The sequence below is a fragment of the Microcoleus sp. S13_C5 genome, from assembly GCF_036700845.1.
Taxonomy (GTDB): domain Bacteria; phylum Cyanobacteriota; class Cyanobacteriia; order Cyanobacteriales; family Microcoleaceae; genus Microcoleus.
The window spans coordinates 71,998-84,741 of the sequence record NZ_JAUBPR010000005.1; the positions used below are offsets into that span (position 1 = coordinate 71,998).

General features: G+C 47.1%; 9 protein-coding genes. 7 read left to right on the forward strand and 2 right to left on the reverse strand.

What is annotated here, in order from left to right:
• Positions 1 to 86: 86 nt before the first annotated feature.
• The gene (gene carB, locus QUA04_RS02845) at positions 87 to 3,398 is read left to right on the forward strand and encodes a carbamoyl-phosphate synthase large subunit (protein WP_333253612.1); all 3,312 of its coding nucleotides are present in this window, start codon (positions 87 to 89) and stop codon (positions 3,396 to 3,398) included.
• 286 nt (positions 3,399 to 3,684) lie between these two features.
• Here the strand turns inward: carB and QUA04_RS02850 are convergent, their stop codons facing one another.
• Together QUA04_RS02850 and QUA04_RS02855 are read right to left on the reverse strand one after the other, a co-directional pair.
• On the reverse strand, positions 3,685 to 3,939 hold the full coding sequence (locus QUA04_RS02850) for a DUF6737 family protein (RefSeq protein ID WP_333253559.1): 255 nt from the start codon (positions 3,937 to 3,939) through the stop codon (positions 3,685 to 3,687).
• Between the two features lie 52 nt (positions 3,940 to 3,991).
• Positions 3,992 to 4,594: a Uma2 family endonuclease gene (locus QUA04_RS02855; protein ID WP_333253562.1), complete on the reverse strand. Its 603-nt coding sequence runs from the start codon at positions 4,592 to 4,594 to the stop codon at positions 3,992 to 3,994.
• Positions 4,595 to 4,838: 244 nt separating this feature from the next.
• On the opposite strand from QUA04_RS02855, the gene QUA04_RS02860 reads away from it, so the two are divergent.
• From QUA04_RS02860 to QUA04_RS02885, 6 genes are all read left to right on the forward strand, one after another.
• Positions 4,839 to 5,501, forward strand: coding sequence for a VWA domain-containing protein (locus tag QUA04_RS02860; protein WP_332953856.1), 663 nt, complete (start codon positions 4,839 to 4,841; stop codon positions 5,499 to 5,501).
• Between the two features lie 175 nt (positions 5,502 to 5,676).
• Positions 5,677 to 6,444 carry a PP2C family serine/threonine-protein phosphatase gene (locus QUA04_RS02865; RefSeq protein ID WP_333253564.1) on the forward strand — a complete coding sequence of 256 codons (768 nt, stop codon included), beginning with the start codon at positions 5,677 to 5,679 and terminating at the stop codon, positions 6,442 to 6,444.
• A 176-nt stretch (positions 6,445 to 6,620) separates the two neighbouring features.
• Complete coding sequence (locus QUA04_RS02870; RefSeq protein ID WP_333253566.1) at positions 6,621 to 7,292, forward strand: hypothetical protein; 672 nt, start codon at positions 6,621 to 6,623, stop codon at positions 7,290 to 7,292.
• A 149-nt stretch (positions 7,293 to 7,441) separates the two neighbouring features.
• Positions 7,442 to 8,134, forward strand: coding sequence for a hypothetical protein (locus tag QUA04_RS02875; RefSeq protein WP_333253569.1), 693 nt, complete (start codon positions 7,442 to 7,444; stop codon positions 8,132 to 8,134).
• Positions 8,135 to 8,485: 351 nt separating this feature from the next.
• Positions 8,486 to 10,255, forward strand: a complete 1,770-nt coding sequence (locus tag QUA04_RS02880; RefSeq protein WP_333253571.1) for an NACHT C-terminal helical domain 2-containing protein — start codon at positions 8,486 to 8,488, stop codon at positions 10,253 to 10,255.
• A gap of 232 nt (positions 10,256 to 10,487) precedes the next feature.
• On the forward strand, positions 10,488 to 12,605 hold the full coding sequence (locus QUA04_RS02885; RefSeq protein WP_333253573.1) for a DNA-binding protein: 2,118 nt from the start codon (positions 10,488 to 10,490) through the stop codon (positions 12,603 to 12,605).
• Positions 12,606 to 12,744 lie beyond the last annotated feature (139 nt).

Sequence of the window (12,744 nt, forward strand, 5' to 3'; positions counted from 1 at the left end):
GGGAACAGCTCAAAAAGCCTGTTTCTAAGACTGATGCAAAATATCAAATTAATCCTCCACCTTGTCCAATTACTAATTACGAACCTATGCCCCGTCGTCAAGACTTAAAAAAAATTCTTCTCATTGGTTCCGGCCCAATTGTTATCGGTCAAGCGTGTGAATTTGACTATTCAGGGACACAAGCTTGCAAAGCTTTGCGAGAAGAAGGTTTTGAAGTAGTGTTGGTGAATTCCAACCCTGCAACAATTATGACCGATCCGGAAACTGCCGATCGCATTTACATCGAACCTCTAACGCCGGTCATCCTCGAACAAATCATCGCTAAAGAAAGACCTCAAGCAATTTTACCGACTATGGGCGGTCAAACGGCGCTCAATTTAGCAGTTGCCGTCGCTAAAAATGGAGTTCTAGAAAAATACAACGTCGAGTTGATTGGCGCTAAGTTGCCAGCAATTGAAATGGCAGAAGATCGGCTATTGTTTAAGGAAGCGATGGCGCGAATTGGTGTAGCCGTTTGCCCTTCGGGAATTGCCAACACTCTCGACGAAGCCAAAGCAATTGGTCACCAAATCGGTAGTTATCCGTTAATTATTCGCCCTGCTTTTACAATGGGAGGCACGGGAGGCGGCATTTCTTACAATCAAGAAGAGTTTGAAGAAATGGCACAAGGCGGGATTGATGCCAGTCCAGTATCCCAAATTTTGATCGAACAATCTTTGATTGGTTGGAAAGAGTACGAACTCGAAGTAATGCGAGATTTGGCAGATAATGTGGTGATTATTTGTTCGATCGAGAATCTCGACCCGATGGGCGTCCACACCGGCGATTCTATCACCGTCGCCCCGGCGCAAACTCTCACAGACAAAGAATATCAGCGCCTGCGAGATGCTTCAGTGAAAATTATTCGCGAAATCGGAGTTGAAACCGGCGGTTCCAACATTCAATTTGCCGTCAATCCAGTCAACGGAGATTTCATCGTTATTGAAATGAACCCTCGGGTTTCCCGTTCCTCCGCCTTGGCCTCGAAAGCAACTGGTTTCCCTATTGCAAAAATGGCGGCAAAATTAGCGGTAGGTTACAGCCTAGACGAAATTTCCAACGATATCACCAAGAAAACTCCGGCGTCTTTTGAGCCGACAATTGACTACGTGGTGACAAAGATTCCCCGATTTGCCTTTGAGAAGTTCCCCGGTTCCGAACCGACTCTGACAACACAAATGAAGTCAGTTGGGGAGGTAATGGCGATCGGGCGCAGCTTCAACGAATCCTTCCAAAAAGCCCTGCGGGGATTGGAAACAGGCCGCGCGGGTTTCGGGTGCGACAAACCGGAAAAATTGCCGAGTTTGGAACAAATTCGCGCCGGATTGCGGACGCCAAATCCCGATCGCATTTTTACAGTTCGCCACGCGATGATGATGGGAATGTCGGTGGAAGATATCTTCGAGTTCACAGCAATCGACCCTTGGTTTTTGGATAAGATGCAGGAATTGCTGGAAACTGAGAAGTTCTTGAAACGAACGCGGTTGGAGGAGTTGACAAAAGAGACAATGTTTGAAGTAAAGCAATTGGGTTTTAGCGATCGCCAAATTGCTTACGCCACCAAAACATCGGAAGATCAAGTCCGCACTTACCGTAAACAGTTAGGCGTAATTCCGATTTACAAAACAGTCGATACCTGTGCCGCTGAATTTGAAGCGTTTACACCCTATTATTATTCCACCTACGAAGCGGGAGCCGCAATTTGGGACGTGGGCGATGAAGAAAAGAAAGTTTCGCCTGTAGGCCACAGTCTCGCGCCAGAGTCGGAAGTTTTGCCTTCTACCAAACGAAAAGTGATGATTTTAGGTGGCGGCCCGAACCGAATCGGACAGGGAATTGAGTTTGATTACTGCTGCTGTCACGCTTCCTATTCGCTAGGAGAAGACGGCTTTGAGACAATTATGGTCAACTCGAACCCGGAGACGGTTTCGACGGATTATGATACGAGCGATCGCCTGTATTTTGAACCGCTAACAAAAGAAGATGTTCTCAACATCATCGAAGCCGAAAATCCAGAGGGAATAATTATTCAGTTTGGCGGTCAAACGCCACTGAAATTAGCGGTTCCTTTACAAAAAGCTCTCGAAAATCACTCCGATGTACAAACCAAAATCTGGGGAACTTCGCCGGATTCCATTGATACTGCTGAAGACAGAGAGCGATTTGAAAAGATTCTGCGGGAATTGGATATTCAGCAAGCTGCTAACGGTTTAGCGCGCAGTTTTGAGGATGCTTTAATAGTAGCTCAACGGATCGGTTATCCGGTAGTTGTGCGCCCGAGTTACGTATTAGGCGGGCGAGCAATGGAAATTGTTTATTCCGATACGGAATTGGAACGTTACATGACCTATGCCGTCCTAGTAGAACCCGATCATCCGATTTTAATTGATAAGTTTTTGGAGAATGCGATCGAGGTGGATGTCGATGCGATCGCCGATGCTACTGGCAATGTGACGATCGGCGGTATTATGGAGCACATTGAGGAAGCGGGAATCCACTCCGGCGACTCTGCTTGTTCTATCCCTTACCAAACGCTTTCGGAGACAGCTTTGGCAACAATCCGTCGCTGGACTATAGAATTAGCAAAATCCCTGAAAGTAATCGGGTTGATGAACATTCAATTTGCTGTTCAAGGAGAACAAGTTTTCATTTTGGAAGCTAATCCGCGAGCTTCTCGAACAGTGCCTTTTGTCTCCAAGGCGATCGGAGTTCCCTTAGCAAAAATGGCCTCGCGAGTCATGTCTGGCAAAACTCTAGAAGCTTTAGGTTTTACTGAAGAGATTATACCCACTCATGTTTCGGTAAAAGAAGCAGTATTGCCCTTTGCTAAGTTCCCGGGAGCTGATACCTTGTTAGGGCCAGAAATGCGATCGACCGGCGAAGTCATGGGAATTGACACCGATTTTGGCAAAGCCTTTGCCAAAGCTCAATTAGGTGCCGGACAAATGATGCCGCTGTTTGGAACCGTGCTGGTTTCGATGCGTGATCGGGACAAACTAGCAGTTGTACCCGTTGTCAAGGAATTCTTAGAATTGGGTTTCAGAGTAGTCGCAACCCACGGGACACGCAAAGTTTTGCGAGAGCAAGGTTTAGAGGTAGATTTGGAATTGAAACTGCACGAAGGGCGACCGAATTTGTTGGATTCGATCAAGAATGAGAAAATTCAACTAATTATCACCACGCCTTCCGGCGAAGAATCCCGAGCCGACGGAATCTTTATCCGCCGCACAGCTTTGACTTACAAAATCCCGATTATTACCACAATAGCCGGCGCCAAAGCGACAGCAGCGGGAATTCGATCGCTCAAATCCTACCCAATGGAAGTAAAAGCAATTCAAGACTATTACCCGCAAACCTAGAGGGGGAAACACCCTATGTTTAGGGTGTGCAGCGCGCACTATTAGTGTCAACTTAAGCTTTGAGTCCGCCAGTCCTCTGGCTCACCCGGCAGCCCGCCAGGGAATGAATTCCCTGTCTTATAGCTAAAGTCCTCTCGAAGAGGACTGAAGAACTCATTAGTCCTCATAGCGAGGACTTTCGCTTTGAGGCTCTTGTTTGAACCCCTGCCGGACTGAGGGTTTAACGTTAAGTTGACACCAATGACCGCGCACCTTATCCTAAACATAAGGTGCGCGCCACCAAAACCTAATCTGCATCGGAATCCAAAACTTCGCCAGACAGCATCAACCTCGGCCAAACTAACAAGAAAAAACCCATCCACGCTAATAAAGGAATCGCGACTAAAACAGTTATCCAAACAGTTTTTAATAAAAACCAACTACCGCTAATCAGGCTAGTACCAGTTAAAAGAATCGACCAAGGCTGGCACCACCAAGGTTTGTAACTCCAAGGACTAATAGCTTTTTGATTAGAAAGTTTTTTATCAGAAATAGATTTCATATTTTTAGTGATTGTTTATGGAGAATAGTCTGACTAGCTGGATTAACCGAAGTTAAACATTCATCACCTCTTCTGCTGTCAGCGTTAATTCGGGAAAAGTCCGCGACACAATTCGTTCGCTGCCTTTAAAGGCGCTTCTTTGATAGTTGCCCTCTGCATCCAAAAGGTGAACAAATACAGTTGGAACTTTGGGATTTCCCAGAAACTCCCTGCTGCCAATTGCTAAATAATCGACAATCCAATACTCGGGAATTCCGAGCCGGCGATATTCGTCCAATTTGTCGATATAATCGTCCTCCCAATTTGTTGATGTTACTTCCACTGCCAGTGGAATTGGTTCCCGCAATGCAGCATAAGCAGAACGGTTCGATCGCCACAAGTCGCGATCGATTACGCTGACATCCGGTCTCCGCCCTTGTTCGATGCCGGCTTTACTTACAGTTCTGATAACGGCTGTAGTGTTGACTACATAATTCAAATTTAGTCGCCGGATTTCATCGTTGAAGCCAAACAACATGAAATTAGCAACATCCTCATGATTTCTTGTGGAATTCATCTCTACAATTTCTCCATTTACCAGTTCATAGAGTCCATCTTCTGGACATTCTACAAGGAATTGGTCAAAGGTTAATTGTTGCGTGACTGTTGCAATCATAAGATTTATCCTTATTTTGCAGTAATACTATTAGTCTATATTACCACAAGCAGGAATGAATTTGTTTTTTTGACCGCAGACATCCTATTCTCAAATCTAAAATATACAATCAAAAATCAAAAATCGATTCAGGTAAATGGTAAAATGCGATCGCCCTAGCAATTTGCACTTAAATTTGTTACTGACTTGATACAGTAAAGTAACAAACCTAGAAATCGAGCCACTCCCAGGTCAACCCCGAACCATGAGACTAGACGAAGCCGTAGAATTTGCCGAAAACCCAGAGCCGCGCTGTCCCTGCGTCCTCCTGCTGGACACCTCCGGCTCCATGCAAGGCGCACCCATAGATGCCTTGAATGAGGGGCTGGAAATTTTTAGGAATGACCTAATTAAAGACGAACTAGCTAAAAAGCGAGTCGAAGTCGCGATTATTTCATTTGACAATCATATCAAAGTCGTGCAAGACTTCGTGACCGCCGACCAGTTCGAGACGCCACTGCTGACAGCTCAAGGACAAACCCACATGGGCGCAGGCATTCAGCTAGCACTAGATACTATTGCGGCCCGCAAATCCGAATACCGCAACAACGGCATTACCTATTACCGCCCGTGGGTATTTATGATTACCGACGGCGAACCTCAAGGTGAATCCGACGATGTTGTGGAAATAGCAGCACAGCGGATTAAAGAGGAAGAAACTAACAAGCGCGTGGCATTTTTTGCAGTCGGAGTGGAAGGTGCTAATATCACCCGTCTGGCGCAAATTGTCGAGCGCACGCCTGTAAAATTGAGAGGATTAGACTTTAGAGAGATGTTCATCTGGCTGTCGGCTAGTATGCAGAGAGTTTCTCACTCAAAAATTGATGAACAAGTAGCACTGCCGCCACCCGGATGGGGAACTGTTTAGTCATTAGTTGGAAGTCCTTGGTCATTAGTAAGTGACCAGCGGTAAGTGCGGTGTGCGTCGCCCTACATAATAAGTAAGGTGTGCTGTGCATCGCCCTACCTAATTAGGGATAAATAAACCCGTCCAGACTTTGCATAGTTGTGAATTTACGAAGTTTTGAATTAAAGAGTTATTAATGCAGAATTCATCCTTTAATTGGCAAGTTGTAGCGGCATCGGTGATAGGTACCAGCCACGAAAAAAGATCGCAGCCTTGTCAAGATGCCCACTGCTGGCGTCTCTTGCCGAATGGTGTTTTAGCCGCAGCAGTTGCCGATGGTGCGGGTTCGGCAGCACTCGCAGAAGTTGGGGCAAAAATTGCTGTGGAAGCGGTTGTTGAAACGATTTGCCAGCAACAAGAAAAGCTGCCTCAAAATGACGATGAATGGCAGGTATTCTTGACAGCATCACTGCAAGTTGCGCGGGCACAGGTGGAAGCAGAAGCGGCAGTACGGGAAGTGGCTGCGAGAGATTTAGCCTGCACTTTAATTGCGGTTGTTGCTACACCGGAATTAATCGCAGTTGCTCAAATCGGCGACGGTGCGGCGGTAGCAGGTGATAGTGCAGGAAATGCGATCGCCCTGACTGTACCTCCCTGCGGCGAATACATCAACGAAACTATCTTTTTGATTTCGCCGAATGCTATAGAAACAGCGCAATTTAAGGTACTGCGGGAAAAACTCCGGCACTTAGCGGTTTTTTCCGACGGCTTGCAAATGCTAGCGCTCAAAATCCCGGAAGGCACGCCCCACGGGCCGTTTTTTGCGCCTTTGTTTCGGTTTTCTGGCGAGTGGAAAGAAGAGGAAGATGCGAAACAGCAGTTAGAGTCATTTTTGCGATCGCCCCGCGTTTCCGAACGCACCGATGATGACTTAACATTATTGTTAGCAACTTTTTCTAATTAATAATGTCTAAGTAGGTAAGGGCTAACAAAAATAGTATCTTGTCCGGGCAGGTTTAGCGTAGGATCATAAGATACCAGCGACTTGATGAGTATTCTCACTTACCCTCCCATGTAATGTTTATTTGTCAAACGCACTTAATATGTACCAATCCACTTACAAAAGCAGGATAAAAAACTATGACAGCTTCACGAATTAGTGCCCGAAGCCTGTTGCGAGAAACCTTTGCTAATATAGGTTCTAGATACGCTCCCCTGTTGCTCATCAACTCTCCAATTTTGATATGTGTCGGACTCAATAGTTCTGGCAAGCTAGGTTCAGTAGGTGTTGCTTTCAATATTATCTACTGGTTGGTGGTAGTTCCTTTCTTGTCGGGAGCTATGATTTTTTACAGTTACCGAGATTTAACAAAAAATCAAGTAACTGTTGGTCAGTCTTTTACTCAGTCAAACAGAAGATTGCTACAACTAATTGCTGCTTCCCTTATGTGTTTGCTGCTGGTGTCTGCTGGCTTCATTGCACTAATAATTCCCGGGTTTTATGTATCATATAGGTTAATGTTTTCATCTTACGCTACCGTTATTGATAACTCTTCGGCGTTGGACAGTATTAGCAGCAGTTGGGAATTAACTAAAGGGCGTTGGTGGTTGGTATTTAGATCCACTTTGCTGATAATCTTGGTGGTTTTTGTGCCAATACTATTGATTTGCCTATTAATCGATCCGACGGGGAAATCCGTAGCATATCAGCTTGCAGCTAATCTACTCGGGTTTTTAGCCGGGCCGTTGATGAATGTTTATTTTGTTTTATTGTACCAGCGCCTACGGGAATCAGTCGCAGCTACTCAATAGACATCTGCTCAAATAAAGTTAAGGGCTGGCAGGATACTTACCCACAACAATTTTGGGAGAGGCCTAATGAGCGGTGAAAATTTGGCGCGGTTCTATAATAAAATCGAGGTGTCAACAATTCTGCTTTAGTTTGTACAGTAGGTCGTCGTTTGCAAGCACAAGAGATTAAGGATAAGCTCAACTCCCTAATTAGCGCAGCAGATCCAATAGATCCGAGTTTGGCGAGAAGATTGGATGAAATCAATCGCTGGGTGAAAGATGTTAAACCCGGTTCGCTAACTGCTAAGAAATTTGTGATGGCTTTTTTGCTGCAGCTTATCCGAGATTCTCAGGTTTGGCTGGCAGTTCAATCTCTACCTTCAGAAAGAGAACAAAAAGCCGCGTTTGAGTTAATGACGCCGGGAGAAAGGTATTGGTACAGCTATCTATTTCCTAAATGGTTGAGCGAAAACGATCGCAAATTTTACATCTGGAAACAAAAACTCAAGGCCGGCCAATTCGATCCGGGAGATGATATCGTGATTCGTGCGATCGCAGCCCGAATTGTCGATCGCCAAGGCACTGTTTTGTATCGATATGTTGCCGATCTTTCTATGGCAACCGATTCCATCGTTAGCAGCCGCCAACAACAGCCCCTCTGCATTCAAGTCACTACTCTTTCGGATGAATTCTCTGAACAAAAATATCAGAATTGGCAACAAACTCTTCAAGATTGGGGGATTGACAGAGGATTATTTTTAAGTTATGATAAAAACGATGCAAATTTCCTGAACCAGTTAGTTAACATTGCATTATATAATAGTGATAATTTGCCCGCAGGTCGTTACCTCAAGTTCCCGTAAATCAAGCATATCTGCTGCTGAGAATAGTTCGACTGCTCCAAACTCGGTGAAAAAAAAATTTGACTAACTCACATATTGCACAATTTGCGACAATGCCAAAAACCTAACCCCCAGCCTGCTTCTGGAAAAGGGAAAACAGACCAAGATTTTTCCTCCCCTTTTCTGTTTCCGGGAGGGATCTGCCAGACGGTGGCAACAGGTGTTTGAGAGGAAGGCTAAGTAACGGGAAGATTTACCGCAGCAATCAATCTTGTGACACAACTAGCAACTCGCTCTAAATTGAATTGAGATTTGATTTAATCGCGGTGGAATTGTTGGAAATAAAATCAAATTACATCAAAATCAAATACTATGACAGTACAAGGTACACACACCGTTGAAAATAACTTGCAGAAAGTCTGGGAAGAACTGGAAGCAGCCAGAAAAATGCAGGATGAATGGATGAATTACGGGGTAGATTTTGTGGATTTGTATGTGGAAGATGCGGGCGGTGATTGGTTGGAAAAGTGGGGTAAATGTGAAGAAGAATTAGAGCGAATTAAACATAAAAGTGTAGATATTGAAGCAGTCAAAGCAGCGATCGACCTTCCCAGCTTTCAGCAGACAAAACTGTTGGAAATAGCCTTGAATTGCCGTTACTCTACCAGATATTACTCCGATCGCCCGGAGGAGTCTCCCGCTTGGCAAGAGGTTAAGTACAAACGTCTGTCACTCCTAGGCGGAGCGATTTTCGGTGCAGTTGTTACCGATTACCTCTACCGCCAATATCCAGAACTCGATCCAGATGCTATCTCAACCTTAAAAGCTCGTTTAGCAGACTCGAAAAAAACTGCGGAATTTGCACAAAACTTGAAATTAAACGAGCTTAGTTGGCTCGTATGGAACGGGAAAGAAACAGACAAAAGCGAATACAATATATCTTTTTCCGAAAGTTTTGAGGCTTTGTTTGCCGCGATTTACTTAGAGTTCGATCGCGATTTTTCCCGTGGGGGAAACTGGCTGATTCAGCACTTGATTGAACCAACTGTTAGCCAGTATCGGGAGGATATAACTCAGCGGCGCCTAATAAGGCCCGAAAACGAGGTGAAACGGCGGGAAATGCTGGGTGCGGATATTCTAGATGCGATCGCGATCGACTATTTGTACAACCGCTTTCCCGAACGCAACAGCAGCCAGCTAACTCGCTGGAAAAATATGTTAGTGGCTAAAAAGATTTTTCCCAAAGACTTTAAGGCAAAATTAGGCAGTCATTACCTAGAATTGGAGAGCAATTTCTCGCGTACCCGCGACTGGTTGGTGGATAACTTTATCAAAAGCGCAGTTGACGAACTGCTAGAGGAAACCGACACTCAACCAGAATATCTCATTGACAGTGCCAACCCTGACTCCCTGCCAGAATTAGTCAGCCGGATTGCAGACAAAAAGTGGAAAAATGAATTTGTGAGAGTTGTCAGCATTTTGCAACCTGCTGACGAACTTTTGCTGCTGATGCAACAAAAATTAGACAGTATGGCCGCTAAAGATGAAACTTTGCAGCAGTTGCTAATCTGGGCAAATCACAAGTCTCAGTTAGTGCAAAGGAAGTTCAAACCGGCGGAAATTCGGGCTTTTTATGTTGCCTTAGTTTGCGTACTCGATTTGGCTTTGACTCGCGTCCTCGATCCGAGTTTGAAGTTTGATAGATCGAAAGTTCGCAAGTTGCGGAATTGTTTGGCAAAGGCGGGAAAAAATGTAGAATTTCCAGATGTTAACGAGTCTCTGAAATGGGCTTTTGATAATGATGTGGCGAGTATCTTGGTTGGCATTTGGGCACTAGATATTGAACCAGAACTTAAACAACTGCTGGCACAATTTCAGACTCAGATGCCTGATTTGCAAAACTGGAAAAAGTGGCGCAAAGAGTGCGGTTGCAGTTGGCTGGGAAAATTCAAAACTGCGATCGGCTACAATCGAAACTTTTGCCCCCAACAGAAAACTTTGCTGAAACAGTATTGGTATGCCCACAACTTGCTAGTGGAATGCCTCAACAGCGATAATTGTCAGGTGACACCGGCCGTCAGGCAAAAAATTGAGGATAAAATGTTGTTATTGTCGGTGGATTTGAAGCTGGTTCACATCTAATTTTGATAGCGCGGACGGGCGGGACGCCCATCCCACCAACAGAAACAGGGCTGACGCACTCCGACCCAAGAAACCGGGTTTTTTACCGAATCGGCGGGCTGCAACGCCTCTTTTGGTGAAAAACCCGGTTTCGACGCACCCGTGCCTAAGTCATAACAAAGGTAAGATTTAATGTGCAAGTCAAGTTTATTGAGTGATGGCTTCCAAATCCTCTATCCCATAACGGAATTCTATGCAGTTGCAGCGCCAATTTAGCGGACAACTGATTGCGATCGACACCAAAACCGCGATCGCCAGTGGCGGTGAAGGTCGCATCTACCCGATCGCCCAAGACTCGTCCCTTGTAGCAAAAATCTACCACAAACCGACAGACGAAGACGGCGACAAACTCACAGTCATGTTCAGTATGCCGCCGGATGCGCCGATCGCGGAACCAGGACACGCTTCAATTGCTTGGCCGATCGATTTGCTGCATACTGTCGGCGGGCGAGAAAAAATTGTCGGTTTTGTGATGCCGCGCGTCAACAAAGTGATGCCGGTACACACTTTCTACACTCCTAAAACCAGGCGCGAACAAAAACCGCTGTTTAACTATCTTTACCTCCACCGTACCGCCAGAAATCTCGCCTCGGCTGTAAACGCCCTCCACGTCAGGGGTTACGTCATCGGCGACGTAAACGAGTCGAACATTCTCGTCACGGATACGGCCTTGGTAACGCTGGTAGACACGGATTCGTTTCAAGTGCGCGATCCTTATACAGGTTACGTTTATCGGTGTCCCGTGGGGAAACCCGAGTTTACGCCGCCGGAGTTGCAGGGCCAGACTTTCCGCGATATAGATCGATCTCCAGAGCACGATTTGTTCGGTTTAGCTGTATTAATTTTTCAATTGCTGATGGAAGGTACGCACCCGTTTTCGGGAGTTTATCTCGGTAGCGATGAACCGCCGTCTTTGGAAGCGAGAATTCGATCGGGCCATTTCCCCACAGGTACGAAACGGATTCCCTACCGCCCGATGCCGGCTGCGCCTCCTTTTGAGATGCTGCATCCGCGACTGCGGCAGATGTTTATCCGCTGTTTTGAGGAAGGGCACGGCAATCCTGCGGCGCGCCCGGATGCAAAAACTTGGGTGAATGCGATTCGGGAAGCCGAAGATGCTTTGATAACTTGCAGCAAAAACAGTCAGCATAAATACGGAAATCATCTCAGTCGTTGCCCTTGGTGCGATCGGGCAAAACTCCTCAAAGGGCGCGATCCGTTTCCTTCGCGGCAAGCAGTCAGCAACGGATTGCACTTGCAGCCCGCGAAAATCAAGCGTAAAAAGCCCCAACCACCGCCTGTCGTGGCACAGCCCGCAATGCGTCGGCAACAGCCCTCCACGGGGCTGCCACGTCCCCTCGGCCAGTACGCAGTGCCGTTGCTACCGATGCCGATGTCTTCTCGGAGTCGGACTCCTGCGCCTCCGGTTCCTGTGGGCAAGTTTGAGCGCATTTTTCAGGATGCTGCTTGGGGAGGTGTTTGGGGTAGTTTGTGTTTGGCGGCGATCGGGGGGATTTATTCGGCAATAGCTGAGGGCGGCAGTGCTATTTTGGGGGCGATTTTTGTTGGTTCGATTTGGGGCTGTTTTTTTGGGGTGATGTGGGGCGTTTTTACTTTGCCGCCGAATCAGATTTGGCGGAAGTGGGGCGGAGTTTTGGTGGGGGCGTCTTGGGGGGCTTTTTTGTTGGCGGCGATCGGCGGTGCGGTGTTTGGCGCGATTAATAGCACTCCGGGAATCGGGGAGAGGATTTTGGCTGGGGCGGTGGTTGGTGCTGTCTGGGGCTGTGTTTGGGCGAGTTTTCGGCCTCCTCTGGCGCTGCCGATGGGTAGGGTGTGGGGCCGGCGCGGAGGGTATTTGGGCGCTGTCTGGGGCTCGTTTGTGGGGACTCTGGCTGGTGTTTTTTTGGGGGCTGGGCTGGTGGTTTGGCAGCAATACGGTGTCCAGATGCGGCCGGTGAATGAGTTTGCGGGTTTGCTGCTGGGTGTGGCGATCGTGGCGGCTGGTGTGGGTGCTATTGGGGGTGTGGTTTCTGGGGGTTTGTTGGGTTTTTGCGGTTTTGCGCCGAAGTTGCCGATTTCGTTTCAGCCTTCGGGGGTCAGGGGTGGGACTTTGGGGGCGATTTGGGGCAGTTTTTTGGGTACTTTTGCGGGTGCTGTGTTGGGGGCGGCGGTGTCTGCGATGTTTCCGGCTGTTAGCGCTGGGGTGCCGATGGAGTTGGGGCCTGTGGCGGGGGCGATCGTGGGGGCTGGTTTAGGGGCGATTTGGGGGGTGGTTTCGGGTACTGTTTGGGGGGCTTTGGGGAAGTGGTGAAGAAAGAAGCAACGATGTAAATTGGCAACCGCAGATATTTCTCTGCAAGCTATTAGCCAAGCGCCTCCACAAAGCGTCCGAGTTCCAGCGTTTGACGTTTCGGGGCCCCACATCGAGCCGAACCTCTACTTGAATTTAA

Excerpts from the sequence above, each read along its gene's own strand:
- QUA04_RS02870 (WP_333253566.1), top strand. The coding sequence starts at position 6,621 with ATGACAGCTTCACGAATTAGTGCCCGAAGCCTGTTGCGAGAAACCTTT.
- QUA04_RS02880 (WP_333253571.1), top strand. The coding sequence starts at position 8,486 with ATGACAGTACAAGGTACACACACCGTTGAAAATAACTTGCAGAAAGTC.
- QUA04_RS02855 (WP_333253562.1), bottom strand. The coding sequence starts at position 4,594 with ATGATTGCAACAGTCACGCAACAATTAACCTTTGACCAATTCCTTGTA.
- QUA04_RS02850 (WP_333253559.1), bottom strand. The coding sequence starts at position 3,939 with ATGAAATCTATTTCTGATAAAAAACTTTCTAATCAAAAAGCTATTAGT.
- QUA04_RS02885 (WP_333253573.1), top strand. The coding sequence starts at position 10,488 with ATGCAGTTGCAGCGCCAATTTAGCGGACAACTGATTGCGATCGACACC.
- QUA04_RS02865 (WP_333253564.1), top strand. The coding sequence starts at position 5,677 with ATGCAGAATTCATCCTTTAATTGGCAAGTTGTAGCGGCATCGGTGATA.
- QUA04_RS02860 (WP_332953856.1), top strand. The coding sequence starts at position 4,839 with ATGAGACTAGACGAAGCCGTAGAATTTGCCGAAAACCCAGAGCCGCGC.
- carB (WP_333253612.1), top strand. The coding sequence starts at position 87 with ATGCCCCGTCGTCAAGACTTAAAAAAAATTCTTCTCATTGGTTCCGGC.